The sequence below is a fragment of the Ruminococcus sp. AM26-12LB genome (assembly GCF_003480785.1).
Classification (GTDB): domain Bacteria; phylum Bacillota; class Clostridia; order Lachnospirales; family Lachnospiraceae; genus Blautia_A; species Blautia_A fusiformis.
In genome coordinates, this window is record NZ_QUJX01000010.1 from 68309 (window position 1) to 87498 (window position 19190).

General features: G+C 42.3%; 17 protein-coding genes and 3 pseudogenes. 19 read left to right on the forward strand and 1 reads right to left on the reverse strand.

The features are described 5' to 3' along the window. The first annotated feature begins 4 nt into the window (after positions 1-4). Entirely contained in the window at positions 5-349 is a 345-nt protein-coding gene (locus tag DW694_RS09080) for a hypothetical protein (protein ID WP_178087455.1), read from the forward strand. Between the two features lie 295 nt (positions 350-644). On the opposite strand, the pseudogene DW694_RS09090 reads toward DW694_RS09080, so the two are convergent. Next, positions 645-876: pseudogene (locus DW694_RS09090) on the reverse strand (DUF6061 family protein). A 488-nt stretch (positions 877-1364) separates the two neighbouring features. Here DW694_RS09090 and DW694_RS09095 point away from each other — a divergent pair. From DW694_RS09095 to mobC, 18 genes and pseudogenes are all read left to right on the forward strand, one after another. Then, entirely contained in the window at positions 1365-2321 is a 957-nt protein-coding gene (locus tag DW694_RS09095; protein ID WP_118069988.1) for a helix-turn-helix domain-containing protein, read from the forward strand. A 172-nt stretch (positions 2322-2493) separates the two neighbouring features. Beyond that, entirely contained in the window at positions 2494-3171 is a 678-nt protein-coding gene (locus DW694_RS09100) for a response regulator transcription factor (RefSeq protein WP_118069990.1), read from the forward strand. Beyond that, positions 3164-4063, forward strand: coding sequence for a HAMP domain-containing sensor histidine kinase (locus tag DW694_RS09105; RefSeq protein WP_118069991.1), 900 nt, complete (start codon positions 3164-3166; stop codon positions 4061-4063). Before DW694_RS09100 ends, DW694_RS09105 begins: the two co-directional genes overlap by 8 nt. A gap of 135 nt (positions 4064-4198) precedes the next feature. Then, positions 4199-4333 (forward strand): annotated as a pseudogene (locus DW694_RS09110) (ABC transporter ATP-binding protein); the annotation flags it as partial. A gap of 326 nt (positions 4334-4659) precedes the next feature. After that, positions 4660-4797 (forward strand): hypothetical protein, encoded by a 138-nt coding sequence (locus DW694_RS16905; protein ID WP_155512674.1) that lies wholly within the window; start codon positions 4660-4662, stop codon positions 4795-4797. 4 nt (positions 4798-4801) lie between these two features. Next, positions 4802-5917, forward strand: a complete 1116-nt coding sequence (locus DW694_RS09115; RefSeq protein ID WP_118752877.1) for a DUF6017 domain-containing protein — start codon at positions 4802-4804, stop codon at positions 5915-5917. A 33-nt stretch (positions 5918-5950) separates the two neighbouring features. Further along, a pseudogene (locus DW694_RS09120) lies at positions 5951-6127 on the forward strand (helix-turn-helix transcriptional regulator); the annotation flags it as partial. Then, the gene (locus DW694_RS09125) at positions 6124-6666 is read left to right on the forward strand and encodes a hypothetical protein (protein WP_117689839.1); all 543 of its coding nucleotides are present in this window, start codon (positions 6124-6126) and stop codon (positions 6664-6666) included. The pseudogene DW694_RS09120 and the gene DW694_RS09125, both read left to right, overlap by 4 nt. Before the next feature lie 33 nt (positions 6667-6699). Beyond that, positions 6700-7626, forward strand: coding sequence for a ParM/StbA family protein (locus DW694_RS09130; protein WP_117688059.1), 927 nt, complete (start codon positions 6700-6702; stop codon positions 7624-7626). A gap of 16 nt (positions 7627-7642) precedes the next feature. Further along, on the forward strand, positions 7643-8059 hold the full coding sequence (locus DW694_RS09135) for a hypothetical protein (protein WP_117688060.1): 417 nt from the start codon (positions 7643-7645) through the stop codon (positions 8057-8059). A 13-nt stretch (positions 8060-8072) separates the two neighbouring features. After that, on the forward strand, positions 8073-8225 hold the full coding sequence (locus DW694_RS16910; RefSeq protein ID WP_155512673.1) for a hypothetical protein: 153 nt from the start codon (positions 8073-8075) through the stop codon (positions 8223-8225). 130 nt (positions 8226-8355) lie between these two features. Then, positions 8356-13794, forward strand: coding sequence for a SpaA isopeptide-forming pilin-related protein (locus DW694_RS09140; protein WP_182465490.1), 5439 nt, complete (start codon positions 8356-8358; stop codon positions 13792-13794). A gap of 76 nt (positions 13795-13870) precedes the next feature. Then, on the forward strand, positions 13871-14179 hold the full coding sequence (locus DW694_RS09145; protein WP_117467702.1) for a hypothetical protein: 309 nt from the start codon (positions 13871-13873) through the stop codon (positions 14177-14179). Next, the gene (locus tag DW694_RS09150) at positions 14176-15300 is read left to right on the forward strand and encodes a hypothetical protein (RefSeq protein ID WP_118752879.1); all 1125 of its coding nucleotides are present in this window, start codon (positions 14176-14178) and stop codon (positions 15298-15300) included. Before DW694_RS09145 ends, DW694_RS09150 begins: the two co-directional genes overlap by 4 nt. Continuing rightward, a complete protein-coding gene (locus DW694_RS09155) occupies positions 15281-16342 on the forward strand; it encodes a DUF3991 domain-containing protein (protein WP_165853161.1) in 1062 nt (353 codons plus the stop codon). The genes DW694_RS09150 and DW694_RS09155 overlap by 20 nt, the downstream gene beginning before the upstream one ends. 12 nt (positions 16343-16354) lie before the next feature. Next, the gene (locus DW694_RS09160; RefSeq protein WP_025577443.1) at positions 16355-16579 is read left to right on the forward strand and encodes a hypothetical protein; all 225 of its coding nucleotides are present in this window, start codon (positions 16355-16357) and stop codon (positions 16577-16579) included. Between the two features lie 249 nt (positions 16580-16828). Next, a complete protein-coding gene (dcm, locus tag DW694_RS09165; protein WP_118752880.1) occupies positions 16829-18352 on the forward strand; it encodes a DNA (cytosine-5-)-methyltransferase in 1524 nt (507 codons plus the stop codon). A 511-nt stretch (positions 18353-18863) separates the two neighbouring features. Then, entirely contained in the window at positions 18864-19187 is a 324-nt protein-coding gene (mobC, locus tag DW694_RS09170; protein WP_242990165.1) for a plasmid mobilization relaxosome protein MobC, read from the forward strand. Positions 19188-19190: the final 3 nt, after the last annotated feature.

Below are 19190 nucleotides of genomic sequence, written 5' to 3' on the forward strand. Positions count from 1 at the left end.
AACTATGGAAAAGAAAAAAATACCAATCAATCAGTATCGCTGCGCTCGTTATGAGCATCCTGCCGTTGGCGGCTCTCGCCCCATCGCTTCTGCACCTTTCGCTGTCGGACGGAGTCCGAACCGCTTGGGCCGGAGCCAATATCGTTTTTGTTCTGCTGGGCCTGATTCTTTCGGTGGTATGTGTGCGGAGCAGGGAAAGCCGCAGCGTTATCAATATCGTATCTACGGCAATCAGCGCGTTTTGGGCGTTGCTGATGGTGGGAATTGTTGCGCTTGCCATGTTCCTTACTTTCGTTCAGTGAGGAAACGGTTATGCGTAGAGTTGGGAAATTTATTGGATGCTGCCTGATCGCGGTTTCTTTGCTGGTTTGTACTGCCTGCTCCGTCTCGATAGGTTAGAGCAAAAAGCCAAACTGTACTATGGTAACTATTGCTGCAAAACGGATTTTGATTTAATCCGAAAAATTAAAGCCATAGTCAGTAACTAACTACAGACACCATCTGCCGGACGACGGCAAAAGAAAAAAGCCGTCGTAGAGCAGACAATTTGACACGCCCTTTCTTTGCGTTTACACAAACCAATGATGAATTTTCCGGAAATATTGTAGCTAATAGTGATTTAAACTGTTGTATTTGTTTAAAAATCAAAAAATTTCTAATGAATCTTCTGCATCTATCCACATTTGCAAATTTTCATCAAGATATAATCTTGCATATTCCAGTGGTTCATCAATAGCAAGTGCATCTAATACACAGTCTGATCCAGGCGTGATTTTTAAGTCCTTCTCAGCTTCCCAACAATCAATGCGGAGCATATAACCAGTAAACATCAATGCTGTTTCTGTGTGGATTGCATTCTGCAAATATCGTTCTCATCGTATAGCATCTCCTTATCATTCAATCAATCATCAGTTACAAAAATTAGAAGCATTTCAATCAGTTCACCATGTCACTTTCATTTTGTGTTATAATGTGTTATCAGATTTTTTTGCCCTTGTATTTGCCCTTATCAGAGTTTGTAAACACTGGTGGGACGATATAACACAAGGGAAACAATAAGGGAAAGCTCACCTGCGACAAATTCAGTGTTTTCAATGGTTTACAGTGAATTTGATAACAAAATATAACAGTTATTAAATCTCTTAAAACAGGTGAAATCTCAATCGAAATTGACCGAGCGCATTGGGCGAGAGATACTTCTTGTTTGAATGTTGGAATGATTATAGGTATTTGTTTTCGGTATGAAAATACCGTTTATTTATTCTAGACATAAGATGTCCGGTTGAAAATTAACGGATTCTCGTTTTATGTCGTGGTAATTTTGGTGCATATTGGTAAGCTGTAAGTGGAAGAGAGGTAGAGATATGGATACAAAAAAGATTGGAGCTTTTTTAAAGCAATGTCGTAAAGAAAAGAATCTTACGCAAGAACAGCTTGCCGAGAAGTTTGGGGTATCTGCAAGAACAGTTTCCAGATGGGAAACAGGAATAAATATGCCAGATCTCAGTGTACTTGTTCAACTTGCTGAATATTACGATGTTGAGATGAGAGAGCTCCTGGATGGAGAAAGGAGCCAGACTATGAATAAAGATATGAAAGAAACACTGGACAAAGTTGCGGTGTATGAAGAATGGGTGAAACAAAAAGCATTAAAGGCTGGAAATCTTGCATTTGCATCAATGTTTGTGATTGGTGTGTTAGCGATTATTATTCAGATGCTATTAATGGTGGATACTCGTTTGGTTTTGGGAGAGATAGTAACTGTCTTAGTAGGAGGAATCCTATATGTAGCTATTATGGTGTATAATGGAATATGGGATAAATGCCTGCCAAAAAGTGCTGCTATATGGCGAAATTTTCTCACCAGTGTAATATGTGCAGGAATTTTTACAGTCATCTATGGTATATGTTTATTTAGAATGGGAGCTACAGAAACACAGATAACACGATTGGCATTGGGATTTCTGATAGGTATTACTATTGTGTCATTTATTATTCTTAGGACCTTAGCATTTATTAATCGAAAAAGAAATCAGAATTCACCAAATGTTCAGGAGAGAAAAGAAACTTCCCAATCTAAGACAGAATGGACAAAGATTTATAATGCACAGAATATAGTAGAGACAGAACAGCTCGTAGAAATGTTAAAGCAAAGTGGAATAGAAGCTTTTTCCCAGGAAGCAGGTGCGAATGTTGCAATGCATGGAGCACCTGGATTTGGAATATATGGTATGGATATATTCGTGAAAACCGATGATGCAAAGAAGGCAGTACAGCTGATCAAGGAGATTAATAACCAAGAGAATGAAGAAATTTTTTGACATTGTCACATATGCGTGCTAATATGATTATAGAAAAAGTGTGCTGCCGATAGACGGTTAGTCCACATACTTAATTGATTGAAAATAACCGTTCAGTTTTGCTGGGACGGTTATTTTTGTGTCTTGTTATTAACTTTGCCGAATACCTTTGAGTAACGAGGGAGTGAGATATATGGAGCAATTATTGATTGTTGAAGATGATATTGGTTTGAATCAAGGTTTATGCAAAGCACTGAAAGTAGATGATCGGAAGATCATTTCCTGCCAAGACCTGAAAACGGCGAAGGAGCAGCTGCTTTGCGGCGGTGTATCCCTGATCCTGTTGGATATCAATCTGCCGGATGGCAGTGGGCTTGAATTGCTACGGGAGGTCAAGGAAAACACACCCGGGATTCCTGTTATTCTGCTGACTGCCAATGATACCGATCTGGACATCGTAGACGGACTGGAGAGGGGCGCTGATGATTACATTACCAAGCCCTTTTCTCTTTCGGTTTTGCGGGCAAGGGTGAATACCCAACTGCGAAAGCAAGCGTCAAACCATAAAAATGCGCCGTTCCATATGGATCTATTTCACTTTGACTTTGAGGCTATGACCTTTTATGTGGGAGATTCAAAAGTGGAATTGAGCAAAACAGAACAAAAATTACTGCGTCTGCTTGTTGAAAATCGTGGTCGAACCATGACCCGTGGAGACCTTGTCGACCGGATCTGGACAAATGGCGCAGAATATGTGGATGAAAATGCTTTGTCTGTTACGATCAAGCGTCTGAGGGATAAGCTTGGTGCACAGAAATACATTAAAACCGTCTATGGAATCGGTTATAGCTGGGTGACAAAAGATGAATAAAACCGGTATTGTGATCATACTGCTGTGTTTTCTGGCGGCGGCAGCTGTTGTGTTATGGGAGCAGAGAAAGACCAGAAAAACGATGGAAGAAATCGAAAGGATGCTGGACGCTGCCATGACCGGCTCCTTTTCTGAAACCAATTTTGATGAAAGTCGGCTGTCTGCTTTGGAAACAAAGTTTGCACACTATCTTTCCGCAGCAGAAGCATCTTCTCGAAATGTAGCGCAGGAAAAAGACAAAATCAAAACCTTGATTGGGGACATCTCGCACCAGACAAAAACGCCGATTGCAAACCTGCTGTTATACAGCGAGCTTCTGAAGGAGGAAACTCTGCCTGCATCGGCGAAGGCAAATGTGGAGGCGCTGTACAAACAATCGGAAAAGCTGCGATTTTTGATCGATTCTCTCGTAAAGCTTTCCAGACTGGAAAATGGGATCATTTCACTCACCCCTCAGCAAGCAGCGCTACAGCCGCTGCTTGAAAGCGTAGTAGAACAATATGCCGCCAAGGCTTCTGAAAAAGGATTGTCTTTGCGACTGCAGGATACCGATGCTTTTGCTGTATTCGACTTCAAATGGACAGCGGAAGCGCTGGCGAATATCGTAGACAATGCCATCAAATATACAGAGCATGGCACAATCAGGATTTCTGCCGTAAGTTACGAAATGTTTGCAAGGATCGATATATCGGATACTGGCACAGGCATTTCGGAAAGTGAGCAAGCGAAAATATTTGCTCGCTTTTACCGCTCAAATAGTGTGCAGAAACAAGAAGGTGTGGGCATTGGCTTATATCTTGCCCGACAGATCATATCCGGCGAGGGCGGTTATATCAAGGTTGCTTCCGTTCCGGGAAAAGGAAGTGCGTTTTCCATATTTCTGCCGAAATAACAACAATTCTTTCAAAACTGTTAGATTTTTTTGCGCCCTCGCAAGAATGTGGAAAGAATCCTATGCGATAATCTGTATGTGTAAAAGGATCATTTCCTTTCATACATACAGATTTTTTCATGGAGGTACTCATTTATGGAAGTTTTACAGGCAAAAGACCTGAAAAAGATTTATGGCTCCGGCAATAACGCAGTTCATGCGTTGGATGGAGTTGATTTAAGTGTGAAGAAGGGCGAATTTGTTGCAATTGTCGGCACGTCCGGCTCCGGTGATTATGTTAAAATAAGACTAAGTTAGCAGATTCCTTATAAAATAAGGGCTCACGCCAATTTAGTCTTTTTTCTATTATACCATAAAAGGTAGAAAATTCATAGACCGGGAATGAATTTTTCATAGTAAAAATCAAATGGCAGGGGCTCTTAAAGATAGAAACCTATTGCTACTGGTCCTGTCAAAATTATATCCATTCTCACAGGCGGTCAAGTTTGTGAAAAACCATTCGGTTACAATATATTGAAAAAAATATGTTAAGGACTAGGTTAGTTAAAAGATTCTGTTAGCTGGCTTAGTCCTTTTTTTCTTGGGAGGACAGAGCAATGATAAAGGTGATTATGATTGTTGGAATAATTTTTTTCCTCGTTTCGTTGTATGCGTGTCTGGTGGCAGGCAAAAGAGCAGATGAAGAAATAAGTGCTTTATTTGAAAAAGAAAAGAAGCAGGGGAGTGAGGAATAAACGTATGAATGGAGGTATTTATAGCACTGGAAATGAAATTGTAGATGAAAATGCAAAACTGAATATATCTGGAAATATCATTCCGCAGGTGTGGTATCGGACAATCATCAGAGAAAGTGGAAAGCCAAATCTAACAGCTATTATTATACTGGCAGATATTGTGTACTGGTATAAGCCTACAGAAATCAGAGATGAAGGAACCGGACAGGTCATTGGGGTAAGAAAGAAATTTAAGTCAGACCTTCTTCAGAGAAGTTACCAGCAGATCAGCGAACAGTTTGGGATTTCCAAAAAAGAAGCGACAAATGCAGTGGTATTTTTAGAGAAGCTGGGTGTGGTAAAACGGGTATTTAGAACCATTTCCATGAATGGGATTGTTGTAAATAATGTTCTGTATCTGGAATTGATCGTAGACCGGTTAAAAGAATTGACTTATCCAGAAGAAACAGGAGCAGATCCGGTTTCCTTTGAAAAAAGAAGAGAGAAATCCAAAGCAGAGAAAATCAGTTCCCATACAGCCATAGAGGAAGAGATACATTTTGTAGAAGAGAGGGCTGTCCCTTTCCAAAGGGAGAGGGTGTCACCATTCAAAGAGGGAGCATACCCCGACAGGGAAACAGAGCCCTGGATACCCAAAGAGGTACCTCAGACTGATAGCGGGCAGACAAATACAGAGATTACTACAAAGACTACAGCAGAAAGTACCCAAAAGAATACAACAGAAATAGGGAATGGGTATAGAGATAATCCTATCTTATCCTATCAGGCAGCAGAAGAACAGTTCAAAGATCAGATTGATTATGATGCGATATGGATAGACAGACCTTTTGACAGAAAACTGCTCAATGAGATTGTAGGGCTTGCAGTAGATGTTTTGACGTCCAATGCAAAGACCATAAGGGTAAATCAGGAAGAACGACCTCTTGGCATTGTACAGGGAATGTATAAAAAGCTGGATAAGTTTACCGTAGAGTATGTGATAGACTCAATTAAGCAGTGTACAAGGAAAGCCAATAATATCCGGGCAGTGCTGCTTACCGCTTTATACAATGCCACATTGACAGCAAACAGCTATATATCCAATCTGTTTGCTTATCAGGAAGCTATCCCTCAGACGTAAGGAGCGTGATAGAAAGTAACAAAATTAAGAAAATTCAGGACAGCTCATGGATATACACAGATAGAACTTGCGGCTGTCTTGGGTATCAGTCTTCGGACGTATCAGAGGATTGAATACGGACAGCAAAAGCCCAATGTCTATGTAGTTGTCCGACTTCAGCGGTTATTTCAAAAAGATATTAGTGAGATTATGGAGGAATATACAGAATGAGGGAAGAAAGGTTTCGTATTCAGTGCCCCAAACATTTTCTGGTTGGAGATTCAGGGCGTTTTGAAAAATCTCCACAGGGTAAGGATTCGGATTTTGTAGTAGATTATGCTCCACCGGAAATGTTTGAAGCCGGGATTGTCTTACAGGAGATGGGGACGGAGGGAGATACCTATTGCACAATGTATGTCTATTTTGCACCAGAGGAACACCTTCCGGTTTATATGGACAGCATGAAATACGACCTACAAAAAGTATCCATTCGGAAAATTTTTGTTGATACCGAGGAATACCTCATAAAAGTAAATGAGAAGACAAAAAAGTTTTATGCGGGTGAGGACGGTTGTTGGGGTTCCTATACGGAACTTTACCGGAAAGAGAATGGGGAACGTCTGACTGATGCAGTGATTGTTTTTCTGTGTATGCCAGATGAAATGAAGTTTCAGGAAATGGAAGCTGTGATGGGGGAACTGTTTGAAAAACTTCCTGTGATAGACAAAGAAAAGAAAGAAACAGGTCAAGAACCAAAGAGAACAAGATAAAATACAAACTATAACTTTCAGGAGGATAAGAACGTGGAAACTAAAATGATTATTGGAATTGATCATGGAAACCGTAACATGAAAACTGCAAATACGGTATTCTCAGCAGCAATCCAGCCTTTGCAGGCAAGGCCGGACAGCCTGGAGCACATTTTGGAATACCAGAACCAGTTTTATTATGTGGGAGGGAAAGTGCCGGAAAAGGAGTGTGTGGATAAGACAGAGAATGAAAATTATTATCTTCTTACCCTTGCAGCACTGGCGCAGGAAATGCGTTTCCGGGGATTGACAGACGCTTCCGTAAAAATGGGAGCTGCCCTGCCGCCCAGAAGATTTCAGCAGCAGAAAGAAAGTTTCAAGAAATATCTGTTAAAGACAAAGGAACTGCATTTCCGTTATGAAGGGGTACATTATCATGTGTCGTTGGAAAATGTGTTTGTTTTTATGCAGGGGCATGTGGTGATCCATACGCTTTTAGAAGCGGTTCCCGGTTATTGCCTTTTAGTAGATATTGGTGGAGGAACTACCGACCTGGTAGAGTTTGTTGACGGAATGCCGGACGGGAAGTATTCGATTTCAGATAAGGCAGCTTTGTACTGTATCGGAAAAGTCAATGAGGAAGCCATTGCCAAAACAGGGGCAGGGGTACCGGCATATATTACAGAAGCATTTATGAGGACAGGAAGCTATGACTGCCCGAAGCAGTATCAGGACGTCATAAAAAACTGTTTGAAGTCCTACGCAGAGGAAATTTATGGTATCATACAGGCAAACCATTATAATCTGGATCTGACCAAAATGGTGTTTATGGGCGGCGGTTCTTCCATTGTGGAGCATTTTGGAGCCAATGAGGGAAAAGATGTACAGTTTGTAACAGATATACATGCCAATGCAAGGGGCTGTGAAGAAGCAGTGAAAAGTATTATCCGGGCAAAACAGAGGAAAATGCGGACAGCATGATAGGAAGTGAAAACTTATGGATACGGAAAAAGTATATACAACTTCACTGCGGCTGTATAAAAGCAGACCGGTACATCATCAGGCTTATCGGTATCTGAAGGAGTATAACAAAGATATTTTCAAGACAAAAGACGACTTTATAGCAGAAGCAATCGTTTATTTTGCCAAGTATCTACAGCAGGAAGAAGAAGTACAGCAGATGAAACTATTAAATACCCTTCTGGAGAACCAGAAAGAACAATTTTGTAAAATCGTAAAAGAAGCGGTTTCAATGGCACAGGAAGAAGCCTTTGAGAAGCTAGGTGTGCTGGAAAAGGCAGTTCAGGGAGAACTTTCTGACGGTGGAGCGATAGCAGAGGACAGGGAAAAGGAAGAAGCCTGTATGGAAAAAGATTTACGGTTTGCGGAATTTTATGGGGCATTTGAAGAATAAGGAGGAAAAAGATATGGCAGTAGGAAGAAGTGTATGGGAAGTTGTAAAAGGGATTTTCATTGCAGTGGGGAAACTGCTGTATCTGACAGGGAAACTGGTAATATGTTTGTTTCTGCTGGTTCTGCAGCTTGTTTTGGCAGTGTTCCATGCAGGGAGCAGGGAATAGAAAGGGGATTGACAGGTGCATTGGATACGGGACAGACCGTATACAAATGATAGAAAAAAGAAGATAGAAAATGGAAAGCAGGCTTGTGTGGCCTGCTTTTTTTGACGAAAAAATGAAAAGGAGCAAAGCTATGATGAAAGGAAAAAAGAAAAGGCTGCTGGCTGGGACGCTGGCACTTCTTCTTAGTTGTTCTACGTTACTCAATACAGGGATCACCGCACTGGCTTCTGAACAGTCTGAGGAACATGCACAGATACAGGAAGTAAAACAGGAGGAGGCTGCTTCGGAAACATTACCGGAGTTGGAAGAGGTAAAGGAGCAACTGACAGAAGAAGAACTGGTGTATGCAGAGGACCTTACCATAAAAGCAGGAGAGCCCTTTGACCTGGAAACAGATTACAGGGGTTTTCAGAAAAATGATGAAAAAGTAAAGGTAACGTTTCTGAAAGCAGAAGGGGACTCCGGCAATTCTTTTGATTTCAATACCCCAGGTTCTTACCAGGCGTTTTATTGTGTTGATCCGTTAAGCGGAAGCCCTTCCTATCAGATTATGAGAAGAATTGTGGTAGAAGCAAGGGAAAACAGCACACAGGAACCCCAGGGAGAAGTAAGCCAGCATACCGAAGATGACTCCGGTGAGGACGGTGAGGCGGACCCTGACCCGGAGATACCGGAGGTACTGACGGAAGAACCGGAAATGCCAGATGCAGGGGCAGAGTTGATTGATCTGACACCAAAAGAGGATAAGGGAATGTTCTTATCGGTTGTTCCGGCAGCAATGGAGCAGCAAAAAGGAAGCAATGTACATCTGGTACAGGGAGAAAAAATCCCATACCCTTCTAACGTGGGGAACTATTCTACTTCCTATTTCACTGTAAATGGCCATGTAGCATATTGTCTGGAGTCTATGAAGGCTTCCCCGCCGACCTCGGATTATGTAGCAAATGAATTTGAAAGCAACCCGGAATTGCAGAAAGTCCTTTATTATGGATATGGCGGTCCTGGGGACATTACCGGGGAGTATATGCCCTCTTTTGACTGGAAGACAAAGTATATTTTTACGCATTTAGCTGCCGCTTATTCTTATTGTGGCATGGACGGTTTTTATGGCTGTACCTTTGAAGATATTAAGGCAAGCGGTGTGTGGGGATATATCCAGCATATTTACAGCCTGGAAGCACCTCCGACAGCAGCAATCACGTTGTCCCCAAAGGAAGCAAAGGCTTATGAAAGTGGAAAGGAACAGCGTACCGGGGAGTTTACTTTAAAAGGTGACCATAGAAACTATATTACTTTAAAAATGCCAGAGAATGTGACTTATCACAGTGGAAGTACAAAACAGACAGGAACCGTAAAGATCAATGGGAATACCACATTCTATTTCAGCGCTCCCAAAACTGTAACGGGTACATGGAACAGCGGTAAGCTGAAAGGACAAATGGGAACCCAGTGGAAGACCTTAGTATTGTCTACGGGTTCTGGTTCCCAGGACATTGGGTATGGGGCATTTTTTGAAGAAGAAAGTGCTTCTGTGGAATTTACGGTGAAGTGGCTGGACCTGGCAAGGGTAAAGGTAACAAAAAAAGATAAGAACAGTAAAGTAAATCTGTCCGGCGCTGTTTTTGGTATTTATTCAGACAGTGCATGTAAAAATCTTCTTGTGCAGATGCCGGCCACAGACAGCAACGGTACTTCTGAGGTGGAGCTTCCGAAAACCCAGGATACGGTATATTTAAAAGAAATTTCTGTTCCAGAAGGATATAAGCTGAATACAGAGTCTTTTAATGTGAAGCTGGAAACAGGAAAAACAACTTCTGTTGCAGTGACGAATGAGGAACAGAAAGGAAAAATCACAATCCGTAAAAAAGGTGAGGTTCTGACTGGAGTAACCGGAGAAGAGGGGAACCTGACTTTTGTATATGGAAATGCGGACTTTGCAGGGGCAGAATATAACATTTATGCGGCAGAGGATATTTACAGCCAGGATAAAGTGACGAAGGTGCATAAAGCAGGGGATCTGGTAGAAAGTCTGACAACCGGGGAAGATGGAAGTGCTGTTTCCAAAGAATTGTATCTTGGAAAATATAAGGTTGTAGAACAGAAAGCACCGGAAAATCTGGTGATTGGAAAAACAGAACAGGAACGTACCCAGTTTGTAACCTTGTCCTATGCAGGACAGAATGTAGAGTTATCCCAGGGGGAAACCACTTTTACCAATGCAAGACCGGAGATTTCCGTAAATGTAGTGAAAAAATCGAAACATGATGACGTTACCCTGGAGGGTGCGACGTTTGGATTGTATGCAGAAGAAGACCTGACAGCGGCAGACGGAAAGGTTCTTGTAGAAAAGGGAAGCCTGGTGGAACGTGCTGTTTCCGACAGGGAAGGAATGGCTGTGTTCCATGCGGATATTCCTTTGAATTTCCATTACAGCGTAAAAGAAATCCAGGCACCGGATAAGTATTATATGACAGATGAGGTGTATCGTTTCTTCTATGAATATAAAGACGATAGCACCTACACATATACTTTTTCTCATGATTTTAAAAATGAGGAAGTACGGGGAGAAGTTCATGTAAGTAAGATTGATCAGGATTCCCAGGGATTTATTTCCCAGGGTGACGCAACCTTAGTAGGGGCAAAATACGGATTATATGCTGCAGAAGATATTGAACACCCCAATAAGAAAGATGGGATTGTCCATAAAAAAGGGGAACTTGTAGCGCAGGGTACGATTTCCAGTGAAGGAACTGTAGATTTCAAAAACCTGTATCTTGGAAATTATTTCGTGAAAGAAATAGAGCCGGCAGAAGGGTATCTGTTAGATGAAACAGAGTATCCCGTAGAGGTTTCGTATGAAGGACAGGAGGTACAGATTGTACACCGGGAAGTAACTGTAAAGGAAACTGTAAAGAAACAGGCCTTTCAGCTTATCAAGATCTCAGAAGACGGGGAGCAGACAGAAACAGAACTGGTAGAAGGAGCTGGATTTAAGGTATTCCTCATCAGTGAGCTGTCTGGTGTAAAATATGGAAGTTTGAAGCCGGGAAATGGTTCTTATTATACCCCGGAAGATTTTATCACCTATGATTACAGCAAAGACGAAACCGCTTCTTATTGGGAGAATGGTAAAAAGATTACGGTACCAGAGCTGTTTACAGATAAGAAAGGATATTTAAAGAGTCCAGAACTTCCTTATGGAACCTATGTGGTGTTTGAGTCTACAGTTCCGGAAAATTTAAAAGGGATTCGTCCATTTATCGTACAGATTTCAGAAGACAGCCGGGAACCCCAGGTATGGCGTGTGTTTGATGACCGTCCTTTGCAGTATTACTTCAAGATTGTGAAAAAAGATGCCCAGACACAGAAGCCGGTGCTGGATAACAGTGCAGCTTATAAGATTTATGATGTGGAAGCAGAAAAATATGTGGAAATGATCGTAAGATATCCAAAAAAAGAAGTGGTATCTGTGTTCAGGACCAACGAAGAGGGATACCTGATTACACCGGAGCAGTTAAAATGTGGCACTTACCGGATTGAAGAAGTGGAAGCACCGGAAAATTATGTACAGGTAGGATTTGAAAATGCCCTCTTAAAAGACGGGAAGGAAGTTCCGCTGAATGAAGTTGCAGACGGAGGAACATACCAGGAGGCAAAGAAAGCGCCGATCACCATTACCGTAGATTCTGATACCGTACACCAGGTAGAGGAGGAAACCGGTAAATTTATTGTTGTCATTGAACAGTATAATGATGAAGCAGTAGGAAGCCTTACAATCCATAAAAAAGGAGAAAAACTTTCTGGTGCTTCTAAAGTAGAAGAAAAGTTCCTGACAAAGATGAAAAACGGTGTAGCAGGTTTCGTAAATCAGGTAAGCAGTTTCTTCACTGGGGAAGAGGTCATGGAAAAAGAGAAAGGTTATGAATTTGACTATGAAGAGGGAAATATGGAAGGTGCAGAATTTGCCATTCATGCAAAGGAAACCATTTATACCCCGGACGGACAGAAAGACGAAGCAGGAAACCGCATTGTAAAATATGAAAAAGATGCCCTGGTAGCTCGTATGGTGACAGATAAAGAAGGAAAGGCAGTCCTGAATAATCTTCCTATCGGAAAATACTATGTAGTGGAAGAAAAAGCAGGTCAGAACTGCGTGCTTGACCCGGAAGCAAAAGAATTTGAAATTGCATATAAGGGACAGGAAGTAGCAGTGGATTATGTAACAATGGAACTTACCAATCAGCGACAGAAAGTTTCCCTGAGTCTTCTGAAGAAAGACGCAGAAACCGGAAAACCGCTGGAAGGAGTGGTATTCGGGCTGTATGCGCAGGAGGATATCAAAAATGCTGCCGGGGAAGTAGTTGTAGAAAAAGATGCCCTGATTGAACTGGGAACAACAGATGAAGAGGGCAAGCTGGTATTTCAGGCAGATCTTCCTCATGGGAAATACTATATTCAGGAAGTAGAGCATAAGCCGGGATACCTGCCAAATGATGAGGTGTATTCCTTTGATGCGTCTTATACAGACCAGACCCTTGAACTGCTCGCTTTTTCAGAAGAAATTTCTAATCAGCCTACCATTACGGAGTTTGCGAAAGTAGATTTAACCGGTGGACAGGAAATTGAAGGTGCAAAAATGCAGATTTTAGATCAGGACGGAAAGGTGGTAGAAGAGTGGGTATCTAAGAAAGAACCCCATGTAGTCTATGCACTGGAACCAGGAGAATATGTACTGCATGAAGAGCAAGTGCCTACGGAACAGGGATATGTCCGGGCAGAAGATGTGAAATTTGTTGTGGAAGAAACAGTGGACGTACAAAAAGTGAAAATGGAGGACGACCATACCAAAGTTTCAATTTCCAAAACAGATATTACAGATGGTAAGGAGATTGAAGGGGCGAAGCTGCAGATCCTGGATCAGGACGGGGAAGTGGTAGAGTCCTGGACCACAGGAGAAGAACACCTGATTGAGTATCTTCCGGTAGGCACTTATACCCTGCACGAAGAGGCGGCAGTTGACGGATATATTGTGGCCAATGACGTGGAGTTTACAGTAGAAGAAACGGGAGAAATTCAGAAAGTGAAGATGGAAGATGAGCGTGCTATGGGACAACTGGTTATCGTAAAAACGGATACAGACAGTAAAGCAGCTTTAGAGGGAGTAGAATTTGTTCTGCTGGAAAAGGAAACCGGAGAAGAAGTAGGACGTTTGAAGACTGGAAAAGATGGAAAAGCAGTTTCAGAACTACTTCCAATTGGAACTTATAAAAATGGTGTTTTCAAAGAACCGATCACCTATGTGCTGAAAGAAACTGCCACTTTAAAGGGATATGAGAAGACGGAAGAAGAGTGGGAAATCGTATTTACCTATCAGAATGATAAAACACCAGTTATTGAAGTGGTAAAAGAGATCCAGAATAAAAAAATACCAGAAACACCAGGTACCGTAAAACCAGGACCAAAAACGGGTGATGATACAAACTGGTTCCTGCCTTTGCTGGCTCTTGGTGTAAGTGCAGGTATGGTAGCAGGCCTACTTTATTACAGAAAAAGACATAAAAAGGCATAGGAAATAAAAATCAGTTTTTAAACTTGGGAAAGGGCAGCTGCGGCTGTCCTTTCTTTGGCAATATGAGGTGAGAAGCATGGAAGAGAAAAAAAGAATACGGTTTATTGACAGCCATTATCATACCCTGTTCAGCATAGCAGACGGGGACTCCATAGAGATTGTATATCCAGATGGAAAAAGGGAAGAACGGGTTTGTACCTATATTGATGAATACCACACACAGGTAGGGGCAAGGGTGTTCCATATTTGTCAATTTGCAGAAATCATGGAAGCAAATGGAAAATCATATTGCCCGGCAGAATGCAAGGAAAAGGAAGAAAGAAAAGAGGCAGTCAAAGGGGAGAAGAAAACCGGAACTACCCGTATGGAAAGGAGCAGGCGTTGAGGATAGGGATTATAGATGCAGATCTTTTATACCGGAAAAGACACCGGTTTCCTAACTTGGCATGTATGAAACTTTCCGCTTATTGGAAGGAGCAGGGATTTGAAACAGAGCTTCTTTTGGATTATAGCCAGGCAGGGGAATATGACCGGCTCTATGTATCAAAAGTGTTTACGGATACCTTTGTGCCGGATCATATTTTGACGAGGGAAACAACCATTTATGGAGGAACTGGATTTTTTTACGATAAAGCACCGGTACTTCCAGAAGCGATTGAACACCATACACCGGACTATCATTTGTATGACCAGATGGTAAAAGAAAACAGTGCAGGAGAGAAAAAGAAGAAGGAGTTCCAATTTTATACGGATTATTCCATTGGTTTCCTCACCAGGGGGTGTTTTCGGAAGTGCAGTTTCTGTGTAAACAAAAATAGCACCGGTGCAGTAGCAGCAAGCCCATTGAAAGAATTTTATGATCCGTCCAGAAAGAAGTTATGCTTTTTGGACGATAATTTTTTTGCCTGTGCAGAGTGGGAAAAAATCTTTTCCAGTGTCCTGGAAACAGGCAGGCGGTTTCAGTTCCGGCAAGGGCTGGATCTGCGGATTATGCAGAAAAGGCAGATGGAACTTCTGGCATCTGGCAAATTGGATAATGGTATGATTTTTGCCTTTGACCATATTAAAGATCAGGAATTTATTGTAAGAAAATTGGAACTTTTGCGGGAAGTAATCCCAGTTTCTTACCAGAAAGTTAAGCTGTATGTACTGTGCGGCTATGACTGGGAAGGGACCTGGAAAGCAGATTTTTGGGCAAAGGATATTCGGGACGTTTTCATACGGATTGAGATTTTGATGCGGTATAAGTGTCTGGCTTATTTGATGCGCTATGCCGCATGGGAACGGGCACCGGAAATTTATAAGGGAATGTATATCAACCTAAGTCGTTGGTGCAATCAGCCCGCCCAGTATTCAAAAAAGAGCCTGCGGGAATTTTGTACCGGACAGGGAGAGTATAGTTCCTGTTTCCGCTACCTGACTGCTTTTGAAGCTCTGCACCCGGAAATGGCACATTATCTGGATATGAAATATGAAGAGGTGCAGTATGGGAAAATTTACGGCTGAAGAAATTCAGATTGCAAAGGCAGTGGATTTAGTGGATTTGGCGGAGCAGATAGGGATTCCATTGAAAAGGAAAGGCAGGTTCTATCAGGCAGTGGGTATGGACTCTGTGATGATCTTCAACCGGTCTTCTTGGTGCCGGTTTAGCCAGGGGGTAGGTGGCAGCACCATTGACTTTCTGGAATATTTCAGAAACATGGATTTTGTGGAGGCAGTCAAATATCTGCTGGAGTTTGCCGGATATATCCGTACTGAAACCATGCAAAAATTTCAACCGGAAAGACAGACTGAAAAAATAGAAGAGACAAAACAGAGAAAAGACATACCGAAAGACCCTTTTGTACTTCCTTCAAAATCAGAAACCAGCCGCCGGTTATATGGCTATCTGATAAAACAGCGGAAGCTGTCAAAGCAGATGATTGATTTTTGGGTAAAAAAGGGGATTTTGTATGAGAGCGGAACGTACCATAACCTGGTTTTTGTGGGAAAAGATACGGAAGGTATCCCACGTTTTGCCAGCCAGAGGGGAACCCTGGATAAATATGGAAAACCCTTTAAAGGAGATGTTACGGGGAATGACAAAACTTATGGGGTTAATCTGGTAGACCAAAACAGTGATACGCTCTATGTATATGAGGCGGCCATTGATGCCATGTCCGATATGGAACTGCGGGAAGATTATCAGAACAATATCCTGGTACTTGGAATGCTTTCCGATGGTCCTTTGGAAAAGTTCTTAAAAGATTATCCTTATATCAGGAAGATACAGTTCTGTTTGGATAATGACCTGCCGGGAAGACAAGCGGCAAAAAAATTGGCAAGAAAATATACCCTTATGGAGTATGAGGTTTTTGTACGTCTTCCACCTATGGGAAAAGACTATAATGCTTTTTTGCAGTATAAAAAGGAAAACCAAGAGCTTTCCAGCCTGGTAGAAAAGGAAAGGCCGCTTTTTACTGAAACAAAAGGGACAAACATACAAAAGATAGAAAAAATGGTAGGACACAGGAACATAGTACCATACCAGATAGCACAGGCAAGATAGGAGGGTATTCTTTTGGAAAATAGCTATGATGAGGAATGTTTCAAAAAATGGGAGATCGACGAATGCGAAGCGGAGATGGAAAAAGTAGTGCAGTGGATAGGAAAGAGGAAACTGCATGGACGTGTACGGGTTGCGTTTATCGAAGAGAGCTATGAGCGGCAGGGATACCGCATGGGGATACCCAAGCAGGCGTATGTGTCCAGGGTGCTGGCAAACATCAGGAAAGAAGAGCGGTGAGAAAGAAATAACCAATTCGAAAGTTGGAGTGTTAGGAAAGGAGGTGGTGCAGACCAACAGAATTTTTGACAGAAGGATAAACTCTGGATACGGGAAGGGGTGATTCTATGATTGTAAGGTAATGCCAGATGGATATTTCGTTTGTAGCTGTGGATTTCTCATGAAGACTATAAAAAATTTAGGAGACAGGAGGAAATAAGTGAGTAATCCTAGGTAAAATGTGTAGCTACACCTCATGAAATATGAGGAATGAAATATAGTTTGGTAAATTTTTGTGAGTTTGATAAATATGCAGCAAAGAGTTATTGTGCGATTCATGGTACAAGTGAAACATTGAATCTGGGAGATATTACAAAAGTGGACGAAAGGGAGATTGAACCGTTTAACATGATCTGTGGCGGAAGCCCCTGTCAGGATTTTTCCCTGGCAGGCAAGCAGGCAGGCGCGGTTTGGAAATGCCGAAGCTGCGGGTATGAGTATAACCCTCTGCAGGTACATTATTCCAAAAGGGACGCCTGCGGCATGTGTGGTTCCCATGATATTGATAAAACACGTTCTTCCCTTCTGGTGGAGTGGCTCCGTATGATACGGGGTGTCAAACCAGTATGGGGAATTTATGAAAATGTAAAAAATATTGTAGGAAAAAAATTCCGGGATACCACATTCCGGTTGTTTGAAGAAGAACTGCATGAATACGGATACCACACCTATTGGAGTGTTCTTAATGCAAAGCATTATGGAATACCCCAGAACAGGGAACGGGTATATCTGATTTTGATACAGAAGGAAATGGATAATGGAACATTCCAGTTTCCAGAACCGCTGGAGTCCTTCCAGTGCCTTATGGATATTCTGGAGGATACGGTAGAGGAAAGATACTACTTATCCCAGGAAAAAGTACGCCGCTTGATTGAAGATATGGAAGAGAGAAAAGCGCTTTTGTTTGAGCCGGACGAAAAAAGCCTGAAGGCTTTTCGGGAAAACCGGGTAAAGCGAGCCGGAAATATCAAAGGGGTGTTTGAACAGACTGGACGGGTCTATCTGCCAGACGGGTGCTGCCCTACGGTAACTGCCTGTGGTGGTGGCGGGCAGCAGCCCAAAATTCTTCAAGTAGGAGATATTCATACCGATTATGGTTCAAGCGGGGTTATTTATTCCCCTTTAGGAAGCAGCGGTGCGGTTTTAGCAGGACATGACCAGCCAAAGATTGTAGAAAAATGTCCAGGAGCAATCCGGGGCAGGTATGATCGGGAAGGCCGGATTGTGCAGACTTTGGAACTGGGAGAAAAAGAAGTCTGCCATACCCTTACTTCTGTGCAAAAAGATAATATCATTCTGGTACGTCAAAAGACACAGAAAGGTTATGAGGAATGTTTGGAAAATGGTGTTGTAAATCTTAGTTATCCGTCTGTGGAAAAACGGGGAAGGGTACAGGAGCATGGGGAACTCTGCCCTACGCTTACGACATCAAATGGAATACACCGCTTAGAGTCTTTGTTCCGTATCCGGAGGCTGACACCTTTTGAATGCTTCCGGCTTATGGGCTTTTCCGATGCGGATTTTTGGAAAGCAAAAGAAGCAGGCATAAGCAACAGCCAGCTTTACAAACAGGCAGGAAATTCCATTGTTGTTGATGTGCTGTACTATATTTTTCTGGAACTATACAAAGCCATGCCATATCTGTTTGAGGATATCCGGCTTTCTTCCTTTTTCAGTGGGATTGGAGCTTTTGAAAAGGCATTGGAGCGTTTGGAAGAACAGGTAAACCAATAATTTCATAAGAGAAACCCAAAGCGGCAAATGGTCCATAGAGAGTCTTCCCATACTTGTTGAAAAGAGAGAAATTGCGGAAGAAGAAGCAGCCTGCAAGGAGTCTGTGCAAAAGCGTTGATAGCAGAATGGAAGAACTGCTGTCACATCAGACACAGGAGGCTGACAGATTTGCTAACAGAACTAGGGTTTTGTTAGCAGAAATAGAAGTAGGAAGCGGAAAAACCGATAGCAGATGTTTAGAACTGCTATCGGTTTTTCCCTATATGGAACGCAGGTCTGCTATCAGTATCTGCGTTTTGCTATCTATTTTATCCGGGGTATTAGGGGGTGCCCCCTAACAAGATGGGATTTTGTACGGTAAAATCCGTATCTTGCAGAGGACTGGCAGAGCCAGTCCGGATGCCGGGAAGTTATACAGTGACCGATAGCAGGTCTTAGGAGTTGACAGCGGATAGCGTTGGAGTAGAAATCGGTAGATGAAATCTGTGATAAAGATAAGGAAAGGGGGAGCATGAAAAAAGAAACAATGAAATGCAGAAAAGAAATCCGGCTGTACTCATGGGAGCTGGAAGAGTTACAAAAACAGGCAGAAAAGATGGGGCTTTCTGATTCCCAGTATCTTCGTATGCTGATTACCAACCGTCCCAGGGATTACCCGGAAATCCGCAAGGAACTGGAACGCATGAACCAGGAAATCAACCGGATTGGTGTAAACATCAACCAGATTACCCATAACAATAACAGCGCCCTTTATTCCAGGGAAGATAAACACCGTCTGTATGTGTTTTTGAAGCAGATAAAAACACTGGTAAGCCAGGTGCAGGAAAGGCTGTAGGTT